At 74.9% G+C, this 22,061-nt stretch carries 18 protein-coding genes, 1 tRNA gene and 1 pseudogene; 8 read left to right on the top strand and 12 right to left on the bottom strand.

Annotated features, from left to right (window positions below):
• On the top strand, positions 1–720 hold the full coding sequence (locus ACEXOX_RS23495; protein WP_406523042.1) for a DNA-binding response regulator: 720 nt from the start codon (positions 1–3) through the stop codon (positions 718–720).
• Between the two features lie 34 nt (positions 721–754).
• Positions 755–827 (top strand) — tRNA-Gly (locus ACEXOX_RS23500).
• 121 nt (positions 828–948) lie between these two features.
• On the opposite strand, the gene ACEXOX_RS23505 is transcribed toward ACEXOX_RS23500, so the two are convergent.
• Together ACEXOX_RS23505 and ACEXOX_RS23510 are read right to left on the bottom strand one after the other, a co-directional pair.
• Entirely contained in the window at positions 949–1,851 is a 903-nt protein-coding gene (locus ACEXOX_RS23505) for a phosphoribosylaminoimidazolesuccinocarboxamide synthase (protein ID WP_406523043.1), read from the bottom strand.
• 230 nt (positions 1,852–2,081) lie between these two features.
• The gene (locus ACEXOX_RS23510) at positions 2,082–3,431 is read right to left on the bottom strand and encodes an MFS transporter (RefSeq protein ID WP_406523044.1); all 1,350 of its coding nucleotides are present in this window, start codon (positions 3,429–3,431) and stop codon (positions 2,082–2,084) included.
• Between the two features lie 101 nt (positions 3,432–3,532).
• Between ACEXOX_RS23510 and ACEXOX_RS23515 the strand changes: the two genes are divergently transcribed.
• On the top strand, positions 3,533–4,453 hold the full coding sequence (locus tag ACEXOX_RS23515) for a LysR family transcriptional regulator (protein ID WP_406523045.1): 921 nt from the start codon (positions 3,533–3,535) through the stop codon (positions 4,451–4,453).
• Positions 4,454–4,478: 25 nt separating this feature from the next.
• Here ACEXOX_RS23515 and ACEXOX_RS23520 read toward each other — a convergent pair whose 3' ends face one another.
• From ACEXOX_RS23520 to purD, 4 genes and pseudogenes are all read right to left on the bottom strand, one after another.
• Positions 4,479–5,957, bottom strand: a complete 1,479-nt coding sequence (locus tag ACEXOX_RS23520) for a N,N-dimethylformamidase beta subunit family domain-containing protein (RefSeq protein WP_030023240.1) — start codon at positions 5,955–5,957, stop codon at positions 4,479–4,481.
• Between the two features lie 290 nt (positions 5,958–6,247).
• Positions 6,248–6,769: pseudogene (locus ACEXOX_RS23525) on the bottom strand (hypothetical protein); the annotation flags it as partial.
• On the bottom strand, positions 6,730–8,208 hold the full coding sequence (locus tag ACEXOX_RS23530; protein WP_406523046.1) for a hypothetical protein: 1,479 nt from the start codon (positions 8,206–8,208) through the stop codon (positions 6,730–6,732). The pseudogene ACEXOX_RS23525 and the gene ACEXOX_RS23530, both read right to left, overlap by 40 nt.
• A 571-nt stretch (positions 8,209–8,779) precedes the next feature.
• On the bottom strand, positions 8,780–10,072 hold the full coding sequence (gene purD / locus ACEXOX_RS23535) for a phosphoribosylamine--glycine ligase (RefSeq protein ID WP_406523047.1): 1,293 nt from the start codon (positions 10,070–10,072) through the stop codon (positions 8,780–8,782).
• 414 nt (positions 10,073–10,486) lie between these two features.
• Here purD and ACEXOX_RS23540 point away from each other — a divergent pair, with 414 nt between their 5' ends.
• Positions 10,487–11,221: an SLATT domain-containing protein gene (locus ACEXOX_RS23540; protein WP_406523049.1), complete on the top strand. Its 735-nt coding sequence runs from the start codon at positions 10,487–10,489 to the stop codon at positions 11,219–11,221.
• Between the two features lie 60 nt (positions 11,222–11,281).
• Here the strand turns inward: ACEXOX_RS23540 and ACEXOX_RS23545 are convergent, their stop codons facing one another.
• From ACEXOX_RS23545 to ACEXOX_RS23560, 4 genes are all read right to left on the bottom strand, one after another.
• Entirely contained in the window at positions 11,282–11,932 is a 651-nt protein-coding gene (locus tag ACEXOX_RS23545) for a hypothetical protein (RefSeq protein ID WP_406523050.1), read from the bottom strand.
• A 51-nt stretch (positions 11,933–11,983) separates the two neighbouring features.
• A complete protein-coding gene (locus ACEXOX_RS23550) occupies positions 11,984–12,661 on the bottom strand; it encodes a GntR family transcriptional regulator (protein WP_030023235.1) in 678 nt (225 codons plus the stop codon).
• Positions 12,662–12,881: 220 nt separating this feature from the next.
• Positions 12,882–14,240 (bottom strand): aspartate aminotransferase family protein, encoded by a 1,359-nt coding sequence (locus ACEXOX_RS23555; protein ID WP_406523051.1) that lies wholly within the window; start codon positions 14,238–14,240, stop codon positions 12,882–12,884.
• Between the two features lie 176 nt (positions 14,241–14,416).
• Positions 14,417–15,001 carry a hypothetical protein gene (locus ACEXOX_RS23560; RefSeq protein WP_406523052.1) on the bottom strand — a complete coding sequence of 195 codons (585 nt, stop codon included), beginning with the start codon at positions 14,999–15,001 and terminating at the stop codon, positions 14,417–14,419.
• 202 nt (positions 15,002–15,203) lie between these two features.
• Here ACEXOX_RS23560 and ACEXOX_RS23565 point away from each other — a divergent pair, with 202 nt between their 5' ends.
• Positions 15,204–15,935, top strand: a complete 732-nt coding sequence (locus tag ACEXOX_RS23565) for a response regulator transcription factor (RefSeq protein WP_406523054.1) — start codon at positions 15,204–15,206, stop codon at positions 15,933–15,935.
• Between the two features lie 283 nt (positions 15,936–16,218).
• Positions 16,219–17,400 carry a sensor histidine kinase gene (locus ACEXOX_RS23570; protein WP_406523055.1) on the top strand — a complete coding sequence of 394 codons (1,182 nt, stop codon included), beginning with the start codon at positions 16,219–16,221 and terminating at the stop codon, positions 17,398–17,400.
• A gap of 17 nt (positions 17,401–17,417) precedes the next feature.
• Here the strand turns inward: ACEXOX_RS23570 and ACEXOX_RS23575 are convergent, their stop codons facing one another.
• Positions 17,418–18,221 (bottom strand): polyphosphate polymerase domain-containing protein, encoded by an 804-nt coding sequence (locus ACEXOX_RS23575; RefSeq protein WP_406523057.1) that lies wholly within the window; start codon positions 18,219–18,221, stop codon positions 17,418–17,420.
• Positions 18,218–18,892: a DUF4956 domain-containing protein gene (locus tag ACEXOX_RS23580; protein ID WP_406523059.1), complete on the bottom strand. Its 675-nt coding sequence runs from the start codon at positions 18,890–18,892 to the stop codon at positions 18,218–18,220. The genes ACEXOX_RS23575 and ACEXOX_RS23580 overlap by 4 nt, the downstream gene beginning before the upstream one ends.
• 230 nt (positions 18,893–19,122) lie before the next feature.
• Between ACEXOX_RS23580 and ACEXOX_RS23585 the strand changes: the two genes are divergently transcribed.
• Positions 19,123–19,575, top strand: a complete 453-nt coding sequence (locus ACEXOX_RS23585) for a MarR family winged helix-turn-helix transcriptional regulator (protein WP_406523061.1) — start codon at positions 19,123–19,125, stop codon at positions 19,573–19,575.
• 264 nt (positions 19,576–19,839) lie between these two features.
• The gene (locus ACEXOX_RS23590; protein WP_406523063.1) at positions 19,840–21,942 is read left to right on the top strand and encodes a serine/threonine-protein kinase; all 2,103 of its coding nucleotides are present in this window, start codon (positions 19,840–19,842) and stop codon (positions 21,940–21,942) included.
• Positions 21,943–22,061 lie beyond the last annotated feature (119 nt).

A 22,061-nucleotide genomic window follows, 5' to 3' on the forward strand; every position in this document is an offset into this window, starting at 1 on the left:
ATGGTGGAGGCGCAGCGGGCCGAGGGGCGGGGAGCTGAGGGGCGTGGGCCGGATGCGGCCGCGGAGGGGCTTCCGAGTGCGGCCGGGGCTCCGGAAGCGGCCGGCGCCCCGGCGCCGCTACGGGTGCTGCTCGCCGACGACGAGCATCTGATCCGGGGCGCGCTGGCGGCGCTGCTGGCGCTGGAAGACGATCTCCAGGTGGTGGCGGAGGCCGCTTCGGGCCCGGAGGCCCTGGCGATGGCGCTGGCCCAGCGTCCCGACATCGCCGTACTGGATCTTCAGATGCCGGGGATGGACGGTGTGGCGGTGGCCACATCGCTGCGCACCCGGCTGCCCGGCTGCCGGGCCATGATCGTGACCAGTCACGGGCGCCCCGGCCACCTGAAGCGGGCCCTGGAGGCGGGGGTCAGGGGCTTCGTCCCCAAGACCGTCTCGGCCCAGCGGCTGGCCGAGATCATCCGCTCGGTGCACGCCGGAAACCGTTATGTCGACCCGGAGTTGGCAGCCGACGCGATCAGCGCCGGGGACTCGCCGCTGACCGTACGGGAGGCGGAGGTGCTGGAGTACGCGGAGAACGGCGCGCCCATCGCGGAGATCGCGGAGCGGGCCGCGCTGTCGCCGGGAACGGTGCGCAACTACCTCTCCTCGGCCGCCGCGAAACTGTGCGCGGAGAACCGGCACGCGGCGGCGCGCATCGCGCGCGCCCGAGGTTGGCTATAGTGGAGCCCGCACCGCGCCGCTGAGCGCGGGGCAGGCGGACGTAGCTCAGTTGGTAGAGCGCAACCTTGCCAAGGTTGAGGTCGCGAGTTCGAGCCTCGTCGTCCGCTCAGGGAAAAGGCCCCGGTCATCATGACCGGGGCCTTTCGCGTACGGGCCTTCACCTGCGGACGGGGAGTGCTGCCGGCCGCCGCTCTCCGGCAGGCGACCGGCGTCCCTCCGTCCCCGCCGTCACGACCAGGGCAGCCCGGTGAGCCGCTCGTACGCCTCGATGTACTTGGCGCGGGTGCGCTCGACCGTCTCCTGCGGCAGCGGCGGAGGCGGCTGCTCGCTCCTGCGGTCCCAGCCGGAGGCGGGCGAGGTGAGCCAGTCGCGGACGAACTGCTTGTCGAAGGACGGCTGGGCCCGGCCCGGCTGCCACACGTCCGCGGGCCAGAAGCGTGAGGAGTCCGGCGTGAGAACCTCGTCCGCCAGCGTCAGCCGCCGCTCCCCGTCGAAGCCGAACTCGAACTTGGTGTCCGCCAGGACGATGCCGCGTTCGCGGGCGATGTCGCGGGCGCGGCCGTACACGGCGAGGGTGGTCTGCCGGAGCTGGGCGGCGACCTCGGCGCCGACCTGGCGGGCCACCTCCTCGTACGGGACGTTCTCGTCGTGCTCGCCGACGGCGGCCTTGGTGGCGGGGGTGAAGATCGGCCCGGGCAGTTCCGAGCCGTCGGTCAGCCCCTCCGGCAGCGCCAGCCCGCACACCGTACGGGTCTGCCGGTACTCGGCGAGGCCGGAGCCGGTGAGGTAGCCGCGGGCGACGCACTCGACGGGGACCATCGCCAGGGACGTGCAGACCGTCGTACGGCCGGCCCAGTCCGCCGGGGCGCCGGGGGGCAGGTCCGTGGAGAGGACGTGGTGGGGGACCAGGTCGGCGAGCTGGTCGAACCACCACAGCGAGAGCTGGGTCAGCACCCGCCCCTTGTCGGGAATCTCGGTGGGCAGCACCCAGTCGTAGGCGGAGATGCGGTCGCTGGCGACCATGACCAGGTCGCCGTCGGCGTTCTGGTAGAGGTCCCGCACCTTGCCGGTGTGGAGATGGGTGAGCCCCGGTACCTCCACTGCCTCGGGCTTTTCTACAAAACCGGACACGCTGCCTCCGCGTAGGTTGATCCAGGCCCCTCACCCCGATTCTCCCGTATACGGAGCGGGAACGACGGCGCAGGGTCGGGCGGGGGCCCACTCAGGTGCTGGTCGGGGGCGGATCGGGGGCGTTCGGGGGCGGGTCGGGTGCGTTCCGGGGCGGGTCGGGAGCGGATCGGGTGCGGATCGGGGCGGGTCGGGAGCGGGTCGGGTGCGGATCGGGGCGGGTCGGGAGCGGGTCACACCCCGTCCCGGCGGGCCGCGCGGCCGACCGCGCCCAGCGTCAGCAGGGCCAGCACCGCCGCGGCCGTGAGGATGACGGCCGGCGGCACCGCCGCGCTGACCAGGGTGATCACGTACGGGGCGAAGAAGCCCAGGTAGGCGAGGGTCCAGAAGCGGGCGGTGAGGCGGGCCAGCCGGTGCGGCGGCGCCTGGGCGGCGACCTCGGTCAGCCCGTACGCCACGCACAGCCCGTATCCGCCGCCGAGCACCACCGCGGCGATCAGCGCCACGACGGGCTGCCCGGCCGCGACGGCGCCGGCGGCGACGAGGAGGCCGAGGGCGACGGCCGCCAGTCCGGCGGCGGCGGTGGCGAGGCGGTGCCGGGCGGCGAGCCGGCGGGCGAGGGGCGCCACGAGGAGCCCGGCGCCCGGGGTCACGGCGGTGGCGACCCCCGCGTACACGGTCTGCCAGCCGTCCAGGCGGTCGCCGACGAGTCCGGGGAGGGTCACGAAGGCGATGGTGGGCGCGGCGAACACCCAGGGGGCCACCGGGGCGACCAGCCGCCGGAAGGGGGTGGCGGACGTCCCGTGTGCGGCGGGCGTCCCGTGTGCGGCGGGCCGGTCCGCATCGGCGGCGGAGTGCGTCTCCCCGGCGTCCGGACGGAGCGCGAGCCCGGCCCGGCCCGTCTCCGGCGCCCGGGCGGCCGCCACCGCGGCCGCCGCCGAGAGCACCAGGTGCGGGACGTACGCCGTGACCATCGGGTGCGGTGCCCACTGGGCGATCAGCGCGGCGGCCAGCCCGCCGGAGGCGAAGCCCGCGGAGAGGAAGAGCCCGGAGCGGCGGGCCGCGGTGCCGGGCGCGGTGGCCGGGTCGTACGGGGCGGACGAGAGTTCCTTGATCCACACGCTGCCCGCGGTGAGCAGGGCGCCCGCGCCGAGGCCGGTCAGGAAGCGGCCCGGCCACAGCAGCCAGGCGGCGGCCGGGCCCGCCATCAGCAGGCACGTCGCCACGGCGGCGGTGGCGAGCGCGCTGTAGACGACGGGGCGGCGGCCGCGCCGGTCGGCGAGCGGGCCGCCCAGCAGCAGCCCGGGGATCAGGCCGAGGACGTACACCGCGAAGAGGGCGGTGGTGGTGGCCGTGGTCAGGCCCAGGTCGTCGCGGTAGGCGCCGAGGAGGGCGGAGAACTGGTTGGCACTCCAGCCGGAGGCGGTCATCATCCAGCCGGCCCGCAGCCAGTGGCGGTGGTGGGGGCCGGTACGGGAATCCGCACGGGGACCGGTACGTGGATCGGTACGGGAATCCGCACGGGGACCGGTACGGACATCGGTATGCGGGTCGGTACGGGGATCGGCGGCGGGCGTGCTCATGAGAGCCGTTGTACGAGGCCGGAGGCCCTGGGCGCCGCCTCCGTTCAGGAATCGTGAACGGCCCCCGCGACCGGACGCCGGATCGTTTTATCGTGGCACTCATGGACCTGCGACGCCTGTCTTCCTTCTTGGCGGTGGTCGAGGAAGGCCACTTCGGGCGGGCCGCGTCGCGGCTCTTCCTCTCGCCGGCCGCGGTCACCCAGCACGTGCAGCAGCTGGAGCGCGAGCTGGGCACCCGGCTGCTGGACCGCGGCAACGGCCCCGTGCAGCCGACCGCCGCCGGCCGCCGCCTGGTTTCCCACGCCCGTACGCTGCTGGCCGCCGCCAATGCCGCCGTGGAGGACGTGACCGAGGCGGCACAGCACGCCTCGGCGGCGTCGTCGCTGGCGGCGCGCGGGCTGCGGGTGGGGGTGATGGGCCACGGTTCGGCCGAGGTCACCCCGGCGGCCGTCAACGCCTTCCGCCGGGCCCGCCCGGAAGTTCCGCTCAAGCTCGTCCAGTTGACCTTCACGGAGCACTGCAGCGCGCTGCGCGAGGACCGGGTGGACGTCGCGTTCGTACGGCCCGCGATCCAGGCCGAGGGCATCGAGGTGGACGTGTTGACCACCGAGCAGCGGATCGTCGCCGTCCCGGCGGCCTCGCAGCTCGCGGACGCGGCGGCGACGGGTGTCCGGGTCGCGGACATCATCGACCTGCCGTACCTGCGGCTGCCCCGGCACACGCCGCGGCCGTTCACCGACTACCTGTACTTCGACGAGGGCGAGCGCCGCGCCCCGGACTGCGCGCTGACCCCGCACGACGTGCTGACGAGTGTCGCGGCGGGCCGTGGGGCGGGCTCCGGACTGAAGTCCTTCGCCCGCTACTACCCGTGGCCGGGGACGGTGTACGTGCCGGTGCTGGACGCGCCGTGCGCGCACAGCGTGCTGGCGACGCGGGCGGGCGACCCCAACCCGGAGGTACGGATCTTCCGGGCGCTGACGGTGGCGCTGGCACGGGAGCTGGGGGCGTTCGCGGCGCGGTAGCGGCGGGCCCCTGAAGGCCCTCGCCTCAGTCCCGCTTGCAGATGCGGTCGAGCAGGTTGGCCGTCGCGCGCTGGACGCGTTCGTCCACGTGGCCGGGGCGGTCCAGCGCCGGTGACCAGGCGAAGGTGCCGGACGCGAAGACCAGGGCGCCGCTGAGGGCCCGGTACAGCGACGTCTCCTGGTGGCGGCGGGCGCCCTCGCTGTCCTCGTACGGGGAGTGCGCCAGCAGGATGCGGTGGCTGTGCTCGGGCAGTGGCGTGCGCGGGAAGTACCGGTCCGCCTCGCCGGCGACGAGACCCGGCAGTTCGTCGCCCTCGTGGGCGCCGGTCGCCTCCCACATCCAGTGGTCGGCGTTGCGCACGACCAGCGGCGCGGGCTCCGGCACCCGGCCCGCGTACTGGATGCCCATCAGCTGCTGTTCCGGGTCCCCGGCCTCACGCCAGAGGGCGGGCCGCCCGGGGCCCTGCCGTTTCCGGCAGCTGAGCAGCGAGTCCGGTCCGGCGGGCGAGGGGGCCAGTTCGACCTGCCAGTACATGGTGTTGGCGGACAGGAAGACGAGTGAGGTGCCGCTGTCGCGGGCCAGTTCGGCGGTCCGGCGCATCGGCTGGGACCAGTACTCGTCGTGGCCGGGGAAGACCAGGCCGCGGTAGCGGGATGGGTCGACCAGCCCGGCGTGCAGGTCGCGGGCGTCGGCGTAGGCGAGGTCGTAGCCGTAGCGCTCGGCCCAGCGGATGAAGTCGTAGGCATGGCCGACGTGCAGGGGCAGGCCGGCGCCCGCGTACGGGCGGTCGAAGGAGACGGTGGTGGCGGCGTCCGGTTCGCCGAGGAGCGAGCCGTCCGCGTCCCAGGCGTGGTACAGGCTGGCGCCCGTACGGCCGTCCTCCGGGTAGAGGTTGTAGGCCTGCCAGGTGATGTCGGGCAGGAGGAGCAGGAGGTCGGCGGGGTGGGCGTCGCGGACCGTGAACGGGACATGGCTGCGGTGGCCGTCGGCGGTGGTCAGGACGGCGACGTAGGCGCCCAGCTTCCAGTACGTGGGGACCTGGAGGCGCCAGGACAGCCACCAGTGGTGGCAGGAGACCGTGCGGTCGGCGGTGAGCGGCGCGGGCTGCACGATGCCGGCCAGCCGGGGGCTGGTCGTGATCTTGGCGGCGCCGGTGCCCGCATAGTGGCCGATGCGGTAGATGTCGATGCTGAAGGGCTGGGGCGGGTCGACCGAGACGCGGAAGTCGATGGCTTCGCCGGGGGCGACCGCGCCGGTGCTCACGAAGCCCTTGATCTGCTGCCGGACGTCGTCGGCCGTACGGGGTCCGGCGCTGGAGCGGGGCGAGGGCAGGCGCTTCTCGCCGGGGGCGACCGCCGGATCGACGTACCAGGGGACCACCTGACCGGAGTCGAAGTAGTTCTCGCTGCCGCGCAGCCAGGGCAGCGGGCCCTGTCCGAACGGATCCGTGACCGCGTGCGCAAGCGCACCCGACTCCCAGCGCCGGATCTGCTCCGTCCCCATTCGTACTCCCCTCCCTGCGTCCCCCCGCCGACTGAGCAGGCCGCCGCGGCACTCAGATGTCGTGCTCGATTGAACGACTGGGGCCGACCCCAGCACATCACATTACGCACTTGCTCCGTCACCCTTCGTCGTGAATTCGCGAGGGTTCCGGCCATGAACGGCGAACTGGAGGGGAACATTCAGCCCGGTCGTGCGGGTGATGCACGGCGGGTGCCGACAACAGGCGCACTCGGCTCCTTCATGCCCCCGAATGCGCCCCCGTACGCTCCCTACGCGCCCTTGGCGCCCCCTCACACGAGCCGGACCGGCTTCTCCGGCCGTACGCCGACCTCGCCGAGCCAGTCGCCCAGCGGGCCCGCGTCACCGTCGTCGACGAGCCGGTGCACCGGGTGCCCCAGGTCCGAACGGCGCACGCCGTCCACGAGCAGGACCGGGCCGTCGAGCCAGTCCAGACCGGGGGCGGCGCCGGCGGTGTCCACGGCGGCACAGCACACCATCGCGGTCACATGGTCGGCGAGCAGCTCACGGCCCGTGCGCGGGGGCTGCATCGGGAACAGCGGAAGCCCGTCGGCGAGGCCGTCACCCCAGGTGACACCGGGGATGCCGGAGATGCCCGGCGCGTCCGCGCCCGCGCCCGGACCGTCGGCCGCCGGCGCGCGAGCCGCCTGGCGCTCCGCCTCCACGGACTCCTCCCGCGCCAGCTCGGCGCCGAGCCGGGCGGCCACGAGGTCGCCCGCGCCCTCGTCCGCCATCAGGCGTTCGATGACCCGTATCAGTGTCGGACCGGAACTCTCCGGCCCGGGATCGGCGGACCGCTCGCCCGGCACCGGGGGCTGCGCCCCTGACGACTGCCGTCCTGACGACTGCCGCCCTGACGACTGCAGGGCCAGGGGCTCTCCCGACCCAGGGGCTTGCGGCGCTGGGGACTGCGCGCCCGGGGACTGCGGGGCCGGGTGGGGTATGCGGCACTCGGGGCGGGCGGGCCGCTCCGGCGTCGCCGGGGGCGCGGCGACTGCGCGCCCTCGCCCGGGGCCGGCGGGAGGGCGTCCAGGACGCGGTGCAGGCGGGCGGCCTCCTGGCGCCACTTGCGGTCCACGACCTCCTCCGGATACTGCTGCCAGCCGACCGGCGACCAGTCGGGCCCGGGCTCGGCCGGGCCGCCGTGGAAGAGGCGGGCGGCGAGGAGGGAGGCGGCGCGGTCCACGGCGCCGGGCTCCTCCAGGAGGTCGCACGCCGGGCGCTCGCCCAGGCGGGAGGCGAAACCTTCGGCCAGCCGGTCGCGGCGGGAGAGTTCGGTGAGGGCGGAGACCACCCCGGCGTCCAGCCGGGAGGGCCAGCGGCCCATCCGCCAGGCGGGCAGGGCGACCCGGGTCAGCAACCGGTCCCAGCCCGCGTACGCCAGCCCGACCTGCTCCTGGGCGACGATCCGCAGGCCGTAGTCGACGCTCTGGGCGCGCTCGGAAGCGGCGGCGGCCACGCACCGCTCCATCTCCAGGGCGTGCTCGCGGCAGGCCCGCAGCAGCAGCCGCGCGACCCAGCCGACGAACGCCGGCGCCGGTGCGGTCAGCGGGCTCCTGGCGTTCGCGGAGACCGCCACCGCGGCGTCCAGGCCCCGTACGAAGCGGCGGGCCGCGGCTATGTCCGGGTTGGCGGAGGGGCCGGTGCCGGCCACGACGGGCGCCAGCAGGGCCCGCAGCTCGGCGACCCGCATCCACCACATGAACGGCGAACCGATCACCAGGACCGGCGCCTGCACCGCACGCGCGCCGTCGCGCGCTCCCGCGCCCTCGCCGCCGCGCGCCGCCCGGCCGCGGGGCGGGGCGTGCGCACGGTGCGTACGGTCCTCCAGCCAGCTGTCGCAGTCGGGCGTCAGGGCTATCGCGGACGGCGCGGGCACCTCCAGGCGGTCGGCCAGGTCCCGTACGAGGCGGTACAGGTCGGGGGCCGAGGACTCGGCTATCGGTACCGACGGGCTCAGCGCGGGCCGCGCCCGGACGACGACGGCCGTGACCAGCGCCGCCAGCAGCAGCACGACCAGCGCGAGGCCGGTCACGGCCCAGCGCGCCGTGTCCCAGCCGCCGGAACTCGTGACCGGGTCGGCGCGGCCGATGCGGCCGGTGAGGCCCCCGACGAGCAGCACCACCGCCACCGCCGCGGGCACCAGGGCCACGCCCAGCGCCGCGCCGCGGATCCGCAGCACCGCGAGCGCGCGGGCGCGCGCCGCCTCTGCTCCTGCTTCCGGACCTGCCACCAGCCTGTACACCCCCTGCTGCCCTGATCAACGGGACGGAGAGAACACGGGTCGAGACGAGAGCGGGGCGACGGTGCCGGGGCCGCGGACGGCTTCCGGCGGCGTCGCTCACTCTTCACCACTGTGGCACCGGCCACTGACATCGCAATGCCGGTGAGCCACTTGCCGGACGCCGCCGTGACAGCCGCGCCGCCGGGCGGCACGGGCGCCACACGACGCTTGCGGGGAACCCTAGTTGGGGCTCCCTCCCCGTCAGCCGGATGGCGGTGCGGTCACTCGATGGAATGGCTTTGGGTAAAGCCGGGAGCCATTTCCCGGCCAAAATCGTCCGGTACGCCCGGAACGGCGCGTAGCGGACGCCACGCGGGCCCGGCCGGACACGGCCCGTACCCCACCGGACGCCGACCGGCCGGAAGCGACCCTGACCAGCCCGAACGCCGTTCGGGTCGACCCGAACGCCTCCCGGCCCGACCCGGACACCGCCCGGCCCGGCCCGGAAGCGACCCGAAAGCGAACCGGCCCGCCCCGAGAAGCGGGCCGATCCGGGCCGCGACAGCGCCGGTACGGGTCGTCAGCTCTCCCCCGCCGCCCGCGCCGCGATGTCCGTACGGTGGTGCGACCCGTCCAGCGTGAGCCGGCCGAGCGCCCGGTAGGCGCGCTCCCGGGCCGCGGCCAGGTCGGTGCCGGTGGCCGTCACGGACAGCACCCGGCCGCCCGCGCTGACGACCTCGCCGGTGGCGGCGTCCTTCTTCGTGCCCGCGTGCAGGACGTACGCGCCGGGCGCGTCCTGCTCCGCGACCTCCGTCAGGCCGCCGATCGGGTCGCCCGTGCGCGGCGTACCGGGGTAGTTGTGCGAGGCCACCACGACCGTCACCGCCGCGTCGTCGCTCCAGCGCAGCGGCGGCAGCGCGGCGAGCGTGCCGGTCGCGGCGGCGTGCAGCAGCCCGGACAGCGGGGTACGGAGGCGGGCCAGCACGACCTGGGTCTCCGGGTCGCCGAAGCGCGCGTTGAACTCGATGACGCGCACGCCGCGCGAGGTGATCGCCAGGCCCGCGTACAGCAGCCCGGAGAAGGGCGTGCCGCGGCGGCGCAGTTCGTCGACGGTGGGCTGGAGGACGCTCTGGAGCACCTCGTCGACCAGCTTGGGGTCGGCCCAGGGCAGCGGGCTGTAGGCGCCCATGCCACCGGTGTTCGGGCCCTCGTCGGCGTCGTGGGCGCGCTTGAAGTCCTGGGCGGGCTGGAGCGGGACGACGGTCTCGCCGTCGGTGACGGCGAACAGAGAGACCTCGGGGCCGTCCAGGAACTCCTCGATGACCACACTCCCCCGCTGCCTGGACGGCGCGGGAGGTGCCCCCACACAGGCCAGCGCGTGGGCACGCGCGGTCTCGATGTCCTCGGTGACCACGACGCCCTTGCCGGCCGCCAGGCCGTCGTCCTTGACCACGTACGGGGCGCCGAACGCGTCCAGCGCGGCGTCGATCTCGGCGGGGGTGGTGCACAGGTAGCTGCGGGCGGTGGGCACCCCGGCGGCGGCCATCACGTCCTTGGCGAACGCCTTGGAGCCCTCCAGCTCGGCCGCCTGCGCGGACGGTCCGAAGACCGGGATGCCGCGCTCGCGCACGGCGTCGGCGACCCCGGCGACCAGCGGCGCTTCAGGGCCGACGATCACCAGCTCCGCTTCCAGGCGCCGCGCCAGGTCTGCCACCGCCGCGCCGTCGACGGCGTCGACGGTGTGCAGCTCGGCCACTTCCGCGATGCCGGCGTTGCCGGGGGCGCAGTGCAGCGCGGTGACGTCGGGGTCGAGGGACAGTGAGCGGCACAGGGCGTGTTCGCGGGCGCCGCCGCCGATGACGAGGACCTTCACGTGAGCAGCCTAGTCGGCGCGGGCGTGGGCGCGGGGCGGCGCCCCCACGGGCCCCCGGCGGCCGGGCGGCGGACGGCGACGGGACGGGACCGGAGGCGGGGACGGGAAGGTACCGGCGGCGGAGGGGGAAGGAACCGGCGGCGCGGACGGGACCGGCCGGGGGGCGGGGACACGACCGAGCGAAAGGCGGGAACCAAAGGGGTGGAAGCCGTGGAAACCGTACGCCACCGGGCAGTGGCAACTCTTTCGAGTGAGAGCGGGCATGGTCCTATACCGGATTCCGCACCACTTCCGGGCGGAAATAAAGCGATCTTGGGGGCGAGGCCCACCGTTCGGCGGTAGGAAGGAGGATGCGCACCGGCCGTCTCGTACGTACCGCGCGCATCGCACGTATCTGCATGAGGGAGTGCACGGGTGAGTCAGCCGGAGATGCAGCCCGAGGGGCTCCCTCGGGAGGAGCGCGGGGGCGGGCGCGGCGACCTGGGGAGCCGCACCTTCCCGCTCGGGGACTGGGGCGAGCCGGCTGAGCGCCTCGACGAGCTGTACCACTGGGTCGAGGAGGGCGCCCTGCGGGCCGCTTCCTGGTACCTGCACGACCGGGTGGCCAAGCGGCGCGGCGCGCGGGCGCTGCGCCTGGGGGCCGCGGCCGGGGTGGCGGTGGGCGGCCTGCTGCCGCTGCTCGACCTGACCGGGGTGGTGCCCGGGGGCGCGAAGTGGGGGTATCTGGCGCTGCTGGTCGCGGCGGTGTGCGTGGCCGGCGACCGGTTCTTCGGGGTGACCGCGGGCTGGATGCGGGACGTGGCGACCGCGCAGGCGGTGCAACGGCGGCTGGAGGTCCTCCAGTTCGACTGGGCGTCGGAGAACGTCCGCGAGGTCCTCGGCCCGACGGAGGGCACCGCCGGTGAGGCGGCGGAGCGCTGCCTGGGCGTGCTGCGCCGGTTCAACGAGGACATCGCGGAGCTGGTGCGGGCCGAGACCGCCGACTGGATGGCGCAGTTCCGTCCGGGCCCGCTGCCGCCGGCCGCGCGGGCGACGGCCCAGTGGGGACAGCGCCCGGAGCCCGGCGGTCCGCAACCTGGCCGGATCACGCTCCCGCCGGGCACCCGCCCGAACATGCCGCGGCAGCGGCCGCCCGAGTCGCCGCGCTGAGGCGTACGCCCGCTCGCGCGGGCCGGCGGCCGCTCCCGTACCGGCTGCGGCCGGCCGCCGTCAGCTGAAGACGATCATCGACCCTTGGCCCAGGCTGCGGGTCGCCGCCGCGTGCAGCCCCAGCCAGACGTGCCGCTCCCGCGCGAACGGACTGTCGTCCGGCGGCAGTCCCTCCACCCGTTCCTCCAGCGTGGTGGGGCGCGACGGGGCCTGCGGGGCGGCCGGCGGATTGGCCGGATCGATACCGATGGCCGGCGCGACCAGTTCGAGGTCGCGCAGCAGGCCGTGCGCGGAGCCCAGCGGCCCGCCGCCCTCCAGGAGTTCGTCGGTGGCCAGCGGGTGCGGGAAGTCGACCGGGACGTACGCCCCGGCGTGGTCGTAGTGCCAGACCAGGTGCGACTGCTGGGCCGTGGTCTCGAACATCTCCAGCAACTGCTCGTAGTCGCCGCCCAGTTCGTCCACCGGCGTCACTTCGAGGCCGCAGATCCTCAGCAGGTACGCGCGCCGCAGGAAGTGCAGCGCGTCGTAGTCGAAGCCCGCCACCGGGGCGACGTCCCCGGACAGGCCGGGCATGTAGCTGAAGACGGGGACCGGCGGCAGCCCCGCTTCCGTGAGGGCCTGGTCGTAGGCGGCGATCTCTTCGGAGAAGGGGTTGTCGGGGCTGTGGCACAGCACATCGACAAGGGGGACCAGCCACAGGTCACATGCCACGAGACGAGACTCGCTTCCAGTCGGGTGGGGGGCGGTCGGGACAGCGTAGTGCTACCCGGGGCCACCGACGAGGGCGAGGGAGTGCTCGTTGTACTCGCGTACCAGCCGTTGTGCCTCGGTCAGGTCGCGCCGGACGACGGCGCCGACCAGATCGCGGTGGCCGTGCCACAGCCGGCCGCGCAGGTCCGGCTCGCGCCGCAGCAGCGGCACGGCGAAGACCCAGCTCTGGACCCGTACCCGGTCCAGGAAGTCACTGATGTACGGGTTTCCCACCAGACTGCCCAGTTCGCGCCAGAAGCGCAGGTCGTACCCGATCAGCACGTCCATGTCACCGGCCCGGGCGGCCCGTTCGGCCTCCTCGGCACGGCGCCTGATGGACATCATCACCGCGGGCGACACGGTGTTCAGCGCCCGCTCGGCGCGGGTACGGAAGATGCCCTCGACGATCAGGGTGCGGGCCTCGATCATGGCCCGGTAGTCGGCGGCGGTGAAGGCGTGCACCCGGAAACCGCGGTGCTGCTCGACGTCGAGGAGCCCTTGGGCGCACAGGTCGAGCAGCGCCTCGCGGACGGGCGTCGCGGAGACCCCGTACTGTTCGGCGATCTCCTTGACCGTGAACTGGTCTCCGCAGGGCAGCCGTCCGGCCAGCACCTCGTCGCGCAGCGCGTCGGCGATCTGCTGGCGCAGGGTGTTGCGCCGTATGACTCCGCTGCCTGGGCCGGCGGGCATCGTGTCCGTCTCCTTCGGCGGCCTCGTGGCCCCGGGGGCCCGTGCGACCGCATGGTCCGTAGACCGCGTAAGGAGAGCGGCCCTCGCCCTCACGATAGGCGAGGGGGCGGGCGGGGCGACGGTGGCGCGGGAGTGGCACGGGGCGGCCGGGGGCCGGAGCCCCGGCCGCGCGCCCGGCCCCGGCCCCGGATCCGGGCACGAACCCGTGCCCGTACCGGTCTCAGCGCGTGTGCGCGTCCGCCACCGACAGCGCCGCGTCCAGGGCCGCCAGGCCCTCCTTCGCCTCGGCCTCCGTGACGGTGCAGGGCGGCACGACGTGCGTACGGTTCATGTTCACGAAGGGCCACAGGCCGCCCCGCTTGCAGGCCGCCGCGAACTCGGCCATCGGGGCGTTGGCCGCGCCCGAAGCGTTGTACGGGACAAGCGGCTCGCGCGTCTCCTTGTCCTTGACCAGCTCCAGCGCCCAGAAGACGCCCAGGCCGCGCACCTCGCCGACCGAGGGGTGGCGCTCCGCGATGGCGCGCAGCTCGGGCCCGATGACCCGCTCACCGATCTCCGCCGCGTTCTCCACGATCTTCTCCTCGGCCATCGCGTTGATCGTGGCGACGGCGGAGGCGCAGGCCAGCGGGTGGCCGGAGTAGGTCAGGCCGCCCGGGTAGGGGCGCTGGTCGAAGGTGGCGGCGATCTCGGCCGAGATGGCGACACCGCCCAGCGGTACGTAGCCGGAGTTCACGCCCTTGGCGAAGGTCAGCAGGTCCGGCGTGACGCCGAAGTGGTCGGCGGCGAACCAGTGGCCCGTACGGCCGAAGCCCGCCATCACCTCGTCCAGGACGAAGACGATGCCGTACCGGTCGCAGATCTCGCGGACTCCGGCCAGGTAGCCGGGCGGGGGCACCATGATCCCGGCGGTGCCGGGGACGGTCTCCAGGATGATAGCGGCGACCGTCTGCGGCCCCTCGAAGGCGATCGTGTCCTCCAGGTGCGCGAGGGCGCGCTCGCACTCCTGGGCCTCGTTCTCCGCGTGGAAGGGAGAGCGGTACCGGAACGGGCCCCAGAAGTGCACGACACCGGCCGACGCGGTGTCGGACGGCCAGCGGCGCGGGTCGCCGGTCAGGTTGATCGCGGCGGCGGTGGCGCCGTGGTACGAGCGGTAGGCGGACAGCACCTTTGTCCGGCCGGTGTGCAGCCGGGCCATCCGGACCGCGTTCTCCACGGCCTCGGCGCCGCCGTTGGTGAAGAAGATCTTGTCGAGGTCGCCGGGGGTGCGCTCGGCGACCAGCCGGGCGGCCTCGGAACGGACGTCCACCGCGAAGCCCGGCGCGAGGGTGCACAGCTTGCCGGCCTGCTCCTGGATCGCGGCGACGACCTTCGGGTGCTGGTGGCCGATGTTGGTGTTGACCAGCTGGGAGGAGAAGTCGAGGTAGCGGTTGCCGTCGTAGTCCCAGAAGTACGAGCCCTCGGCGCCGGCCACCGGCAGCGGGTCGATCAGGCCCTGCGCGGACCAGGAGTGGAAGACGTGCGCGCGGTCGGCGGCGTGCACCGCCGCGCCGGCTGCCGGGTCGGGTTGCGTCGTGGTCACGGGCACTACCTCGGATCGCTCGGGCCCGCCAAGGGGCACGGTACGGCGGACGCCTTCAGCCTAGGGACCGCCGCGCGGCGCGAGGTACCGACACTGTGTATGGCGCTCGGCACGGGCGCGGACAGTCTGTCGGTGGGGCTGTAGGAAGCTCCAGGGCAGGCGGCTCCGGGCGGCGCTCAGTCGTCATCGTCGTCGTCCGGGGCCGGGGCGGCCTGCGGGCGGCCGTCCGCGGCGCAGCGCAGCGTGTAGGAGTGGTCGTCGCCGGAGTGGTCGTCGAGCGGCTCGAACTCGATCGCGGCGGTAGCGGCCGGCCCGCGCCGTACGTCGTCCGCGCGGTAACCGGTGGCCGGGCTCCAGACCGTCAGGTAGATCCGGCCGTCCGTACGGCACTCGGCGGTGGCGCTGCCCCCGGCCAGGCGGATCGTTCCGCCGCCCCCGGGGCGGGAGGGGGACGCGGAAGCGGGCCCGGAACCGGACGGCGATCCGGACGGCACGCCCGACGGCGATCCGGCCGACGGGCCGGTCCCGGCGGGCCCCGAGGGCACCCCCGTTCCCGGCCCCGGCCCCGACCCCGGCCCAGGCTCCGGCGACGCGGCGCGGGCCGCGGCGAGCCGGTCCCGTACGCCCCCGTCGTCCAGCGGTACGGCCCGCGCGTTGCGGCCGCCGGTGTCGGCGCTCGCCAGCGACCAGGCACCGAGACCACCCGCCGCGGCCACCGCGCACACCCAGGCCGCCGTCGCCGCCACACTGCGCCACGCCATCGCGCCGTCCTTCCTGCCGTTCCGGGGTTCCGTCGTTCCGCCGTACGGATCCGGCGCCCGTACGGCCCGCGTCACCGTCCCCGGCACCTTCCCGCACCCTTTCCTAACGTCCGGTTAAGACGCGGACAAACCCCTGGCCCGAGGTGTGCCGTCGCCCGCGGCGTCTCCCGCCGGGCCGGGGTGCCTGGTTACGGTGACGGGCATGTCCCATCTCCTCGTCGTCGAGGACGACCCCCAGCTGCGCGGCGCTCTGCTGCGCGCGCTGCGCGACCGCGGCCATGCCGTGGCCACCGCGGCGACCGGCATGTCCGGCCTGGACGCCGCCGTCACGGACCGCCCGGACCTCGTCGTCCTGGACCTCGGCCTGCCGGACGTGGACGGCGCGCAGGTGCTCCGGATGCTGCGGGCCGTCAGTGACGTACCGGTGATCGTCGCCACCGCGCGCGACGAGGAGCCGGACATGGTCGCGGTCCTCGGTGACGGTGCCGACGACTACATCGTCAAGCCCTTCGGGGCTGCTCAGTTGGACGCCCGCATCAAGGCGGTGCTGCGCCGCCTCGGCACCGCGGAACCGGAACCCGCGCTCCGGGTCGGCGGCCTGCGGGTGGACACGGCCGCGCGGGAGGTGTCCCTGGACGGCGAGCCGCTGGACCTGACGCCGCGCGAATTCGACCTGCTCGCCCATCTGGCGCGGCGCGCGGGACAGGTGATCTCCCGGCGGGAGCTGCTGGCGGAGGTGTGGCAGCAGCCGCTGGGCGGCGCGGACAAGACAGTGGACGTCCACCTGTCGTGGCTGCGGCGGAAACTGGGCGAGACGGCACAGCGGCCGCGCTATCTGCACACGGTCCGTACGGTGGGCGTGAAGCTGGCGGCTCCGGAAGCCCTCGGCGGAACCAGCCCGGACGGCGGCCCCACCCCGCCCCGCAAGCCGTAACCATGCGCCGCAGCCTGCTCCTCCTGACCGCCGCGACCACCGCGCTCGTCCTCGCCGCCCTGCTGGTCCCGCTCGCCCTGCTCACCCGCAGCCACGCCGCCGACCGGGCCACCGCCGACGCCACCTCGCGCGCCCACTCGCTGGCCACCGGGGTCGGCCAGGCGCTGGCCGGCGGGCGGGGCGCGGGGTCCGGCGGGGCGCCGAGCGATGCGCCGGACGCGCGCCGGGCCGCCGCGGGCATCGTCGACTCCGCCAACGGCCCGGGTCTCCCCGTACTTCGGTCGTGCTCGCCGACGGCACCGTACTCGGGCCCGCCACGCCCGTCACCGACGCGGTACGGCTGGCCCGGTACGGGCGGGCGTTCACGTACGAGCCGCCCTCCGGGGGCCGTACCGTCCTGGTGCCGGTGCAGGGCGTGGCGGGCGGCACCGCCGTCGTCCTCGTCGCGCTGTCGGAGAGCCAGCTGTACGCGGGCACGCTGGCCTCCTCGCTGGAGCTCGCCGGGATCGGCGTGGCGCTGGTCCTGCTGGGGCTGCTGGTCGCCGACCGGCTCGGTGCCCGCCTGGTCGGCTCGGCGCGCCGGCTGTCCCGGGTCGCCGACCGGCTGGCCGCGGGCGACCTGGCGGCCCGCGCCGAGCCGTCCGGGCCGCCCGAGCTGCGTGCGGTGGCGCGCGAGGTGAACCACCTGGCGGACCGTATCGACGGCTTCCTGACCGCCGAACGGGAGAACGCGGCCGACCTCGCGCACCGGCTGCGCACCCCCGTCGCCGCGCTGCGCCTGGACGCGGAGGGGCTGCGCGACCCGGCGGAGGCGGAGCGGATCGCGGCGGACGTGGCGGCGCTGGAGCGCAGCGTCGACGACATCATCCGTACGGCGCGCGAACCGCTGCGCGCGGCGGCCCGGCGGGGCGCGGCGGGCCCGGGCGCGGCGGCCCGGCGGGGCGCCTCGGGCCCAGGCCCGACGGATGCGGGTACGGCGGGCCCGGGTACGGCGTCGGCAGCGGGCACCCAGCGCCCCCCATGCGCCGACCTGTCCGCCATCGCCCGCGAACGCGCCGACTTCTGGCGCCCGCTGGCCGAGGACCAGGGCCGCGAGCTGGCCTTCGAGGCCCCCGGCGGTCCGGCCGTCGTACGGGCCGACCCTGCCGGACTGGCCGCGGCCGTGGACGCCCTGATCGGCAACGTCTTCGACCACACCCCGGACGGCGCGGGGCTGCGCGTCACGGTCGCCCGCGCGGTCTCCGGCGGGTGCCTGCTCACCGTCGAGGACGACGGCCCCGGCTTCCCCGCCGGGCACGTCCCGGAGCGCGGCCGCAGCGGCGGCGGCTCGACGGGGCTGGGCCTGGACATCGTGCGCCGGTCGGCGGAGGAGTCGGGCGGCTCGCTGGAGTGCGGCGCGGCGTCCGGAGGCGGTGCCCGCGTCACGGCCCGCTTCGGCCCGGCGGCCACGGACCGCCGTGCCTGAGACGGGCTGCCTGCCTCCTATGCCGCAGCCCGCGGAAACGCCTCCCGCACCGCCCGCCGCCAGTGATTGTCCGTCAGCCCGGGGCGCAGCGCCGCCATCGCCCCGCAGTACTTGGTGAACTCGGCGGCGCGCAGCCCGTAGGAGTGCAGCAGCCGGTCCGCCTCCGTCAGGTGGCCGGTGACCGAGGTCTTCGTCTCGACCAGGACCAGTCCGCCGTCGGCCCGTACGCTGCGGCCGGTGCCCGCGTCCCGGCAGACCAGGTCCGCGTCGCAGGTGATGCGCTGCTCGTCGGCGACGAAGGTGGCGCGCCGGTAGTCGGTGACCAGCGACGGCACCAGTTCCTCGGGGGCGCCGATGCCGTACGTGCCGTGCAGGACGGAGGCCAGGAAGCTGCGCGGGCCGCGCCCGAGCGTCGCTTCCCCGGGCAGCAGCGGTTGCCGCCGCTTGAGCGTCTCGCCGCGCCGCCCCTTGAGCTTGATCTCGAACTGCCGTTCCCCTGAGTCCTCGTACAGCCGCTCGCGGATCTTGTAGCGGTAGCGGCGGCCCTGCCGGTGGTCGTGGAAGGTCTGGAGGCCGGGGGTGTCGTAGTAGACGGAGTGGTAGCCGAACCAGCGGCGGCCGTTGATGCACAGCCCCCGGAACGGGCCGCCGGGACGCCGCGGGTCGGTCAGCCGGGCCGCGAAGTCCGCGAAGATCTCGACCGGTACGAGGTAGCTGCGGTCGATGCGGGCCATCAGCTCCGCGCGGGCCTGGAGCTCGGAGAGGGTTATCGGGCGCGCCGCCATGGCGGCGCGGGCGATCGCCCGTACGGCGGGAATCACACGGTCTCCTCGGAAAGGGGACGGGGCTGCGGGTGCGCGGGGGAACGGGTGATCGTGCGGGGCCGGTTGCGGTCGGTGCGCTGTGAGGTCGTACGAGCGGGCCTGCCGAAAGGTTCCGGCAGACGGAAGCGGACGTCCACCACCATCAGGTCCCGGACAAAATCGATCTCCTTGACCGTCCAGGTGCAGGGCTCGCCGCCGAGCCGGCGCGCCAGGTCGTCGCAGAGCGCCCGCTGGTCGGTGTGGACGGCGTCCAGGGTGACCACGGTCCGGCAGGTGCGGGCCATCAGCCGCGGGTGGTCGGCGCCGTACATGACCAGGAGCAGCAGCGCGGCGAGCGTCGCGGCGATGGCGAAGCCCAGGTGCGGCAGGCCGCACAGCAGGCCGAGGACCAGGGTGGTGAAGTAGTACGCGACCTCCTCGTGCTGGATCGAGTCGGACCGCAGCCGGATGATCGAGAGCACCCCGAACAGGCCGAATCCGAGGGCCGTGCCGCCCTCGCCGACCTGGGCCAGCGCCGAGACGACCGCGAACAGCGCGACGTTCAGCGCGAGGTAGGCGGGCACCAGGTCGCGGCGCCGGTGGCGCGGGTAGTAGATGGCGAACGTCAGCACGCTCACCGCGGCGAGGTCGAGCACGAGGTGGGCGGCGAGCTGCCCCAGCGTCTCCATGGCGTGTCTCCTGTCGGTCGCTGATCTGTCGGTCTTGATCGGTCGGTGGTGATCGGTCGGTCGCTGATCTGTCCGTCGTGATCGGCCGGTCGCTGATCGGTACGCGTCAGACGCTAGGAACGGACGGGTTAACTCCACCCCACTCCACGGGTTAACGCGCGCCGCTCACCCGGACGGCCGAGCCCCGTCCCCTCATTGACAGTCTCCTGTCACATCGACAGGCTGCTGTCATGCAAGCGCCCCCGCACGCCCCCGAGCTCCTCACCCGGACCGCCCTCGGTGTCTCCCGGCTCAACGGCCAGCTGCTCGCCGTGTCGGAGCGGCTGGCGCGTCCGGCCGGGCTGACCACCGCCCGCCGGCAGGTGCTCGGCGCGGTGGCGGGCGGACCGCTGCCCGTGGCCGGAATCGCGCGGGAGCTGGGCCTCGCCCGGCAGAGCGTGCAGCGGGTCGCGGACCTGGTGGTGGCGGAGGGGCTGGCCGAGTACCGGCCCAACCCGGCCCATTGCCGGGCCAAGTTGCTCGCGCCGACCGATGACGGTCTGTCCGCTTTGCGCCGTATCACTCCGGAACACGACGTGTTCGCCGCCGAGCTGGCCGAACACCTGGGCGGGACGCCGGACTTCCGCGCGGTCGTGGAGGCGGTGGAGACGCTGTCGCGCGCGCTCGATAACCTCGGCTACTGAGTGCACCGAAGTGTGGGCTCGCGCCCGCGTCCTGACGACCGTTCCGAAGTCCGCGCCCGGCCCGGCCACACCGCACACCGGCCGCACCTCCCCCGGCCCGACCACGGCCCGACCACGGCCTGTACGGACACCGGGGCCCCGTACGGACACCGGGGAACCGAAACCGGACCGGCGGCGTCGTCCGATACGTTCGCGCCTGCGGCACCGTCCCCGCAGGGCACGTCCGGGAGCACAGGGCGAACAAGGTGAAAGGGCAAGCGGAACGTGAATGAGCGCGCAGAGCGCGGCCGCCTCGGGCAGCTCGGCCCCCAGGACCCGCCGCGGATCGGGGCGTACCGGCTGCTGGGGCGGCTGGGCGAGGGCGGCATGGGCCGCGTCTACCTCGCCCGTTCCGACCGCGGCCGCACGGTCGCCGTCAAGCTGGTCAAGACCGAACTGTCCGGCCAGGACGACTTCCGGGCCCGGTTCCGGCAGGAGGTGCAGGCCGCGCGGCGCGTCGGCGGCGAGTGGACCGCGCCCGTGCTGGACGCCGACACCGAGGCCGCGACGCCCTGGGTCGCCACCGGCTACATCGCGGGCCCCTCGCTCCGGCAGGTGATCACCGAGGGCCGTACGCCGCTGCCCGAGCGCTCCGTACGCATCCTCGCCGGCGGGCTGGCGGGCGCGCTGCGCAGCATCCACGCCGCCGGCATCGTCCACCGCGACCTCAAGCCGTCCAACATCCTGCTCACCATCGACGGCCCCAAGGTCATCGACTTCGGTATCGCACGGGCGCTGGAGGCGGTGACCGTCGAGGGCGGCCTCACCCGTACCAACCAGGCGGTCGGCTCGCCCGGCTTCATGTCGCCCGAGCAGGTGCGCGGCAGACCCGTCACGCCCGCCAGCGACGTCTTCTGCCTCGGCTCGGTGCTGATGTTCGCGGCCACCGGGCGGCTGCCCTTCGGTACGTCGGACAGCGGTGTGCACGCGCTGATGTACCGCATCGCCCAGGAGGACCCGGACCTGACCGGGCTGCCGTACGGGCTGCACAGCCTGGTCGCGGCCTGTCTCGCCAAGGACCCGGCGCAGCGCCCGACGCCGGACCAGCTCATCGCGTACACGGGGTCCGAGGACGACGGCCAGGAACCGTGGCTGCCGGGCGCGCTCATCGCCGAGCTGGGGCGGCACGCCGTCGAGCTGCTCGACGCGGAGAACCCGAACGGCGCGTGGGAGGAACCCGGGGACGCGTCCTGGGACGGGTCGGGCGGCCACCGGGCCTGGGAGAGCGCCGACGGCTCCTGGGGCCACTCCGGCGCGGCCCGGGACCGGGAGCAGACCCCGACGCCCGCGCCGGGGCCCGTTTCGGCGCCCCTGCCGCCCCAGGTTCCCGGCTCCGCGACCCCGCCGCCGTACGCCGCGGCCGGCGCTCCGGCGCCCGCACCGGCCGCCTCGGACGCCACCGTGGCGCCGCCCCCGGGGCCACCACCCACGGCCGCCGCCGCAAGAGCCCCACAGGCCGCACCGGACTCGGCAACAATTCGAGTCAGAGCAGTCACAGTGGAAACGGCGGCCACAGTGCGCACAGCAGCCGTTCCGGCACCGCCGGCCGCGGCCGCGCCACCGCAACCCCCGCTCCACCGGCCGCCCCCGTACCCGCACCCTCGGCCTGGCCGCCGCCGTCGGTCTCGGCCTCGCCACCGCCGGCATCGGCATCGCCTACGTCTGGTTCAGCCCCGACGGGGACGACGGGAGCGCCGCGAAGGCCGACGGCGGCACCGTGACCGCGGCGGACGGCAAGGTCGGCAAGGCGGCGGGCAAGGAGCCCGGCGTCATCCCGCAGCAGTTCCTGGGCACCTGGGAGACCAGGCGCGGCAAGGGCGGCAGCGACACCTACCGCTTCACCGTCACCCAGGGCGCGGTCGGCGACACCGTCCTGGCCATGGAGGTGCGCGGCGCCAACTTCCGCTGCGAGTTCAAGGCCATCCTCATGAACGGCGGGCCGCCGCCGCGCCTCGGCCCGACCACCGTCGTGGCGGGCCCGGCGACCAGCTGCAGCCCGGGCGCCCCCAGCACCCTGCGCCTGCAACCCGACGGCAAGCTCCGCCGGGTCTTCGACGACGGCAAGCCGACCTTCACGTACACGAAGAAGGACTGATGCCGGCCCCCGCCGGACACGGCGGCGCCGGTTCCGGGCACCCGTACGACGTGACAGCGGACCCCTGGCACGGCCTCCTGGCCCGGCGGCTGGGAGCCACCCGCGACTCGTCCCGCGCCCTGGTGCTCAGAAGCCGGGCGCTGATCGAGGAGAACCACCGGCTGCTCGACGAGAACTACCGGCTCAGGCAGCAGCGGGCCTCCATCGTCGGCAGCGCCCAGGACCGGCGGTAGCCCCCGTCGACGGCCCGCCGCCCGCGACAACGCGAAAGCCGCGGCCCCGCTCCCTCGGGGAGCGGGGCCGCGGCTCCCGCACAGCTGTCGCCGCGCGGGCTCCGGACCGGTCGGTCCGG

Source organism: Streptomyces sp. Ac-502 (assembly GCF_045222935.1).
Taxonomy (GTDB): Bacteria; Actinomycetota; Actinomycetes; order Streptomycetales; family Streptomycetaceae; genus Streptomyces; species Streptomyces monomycini.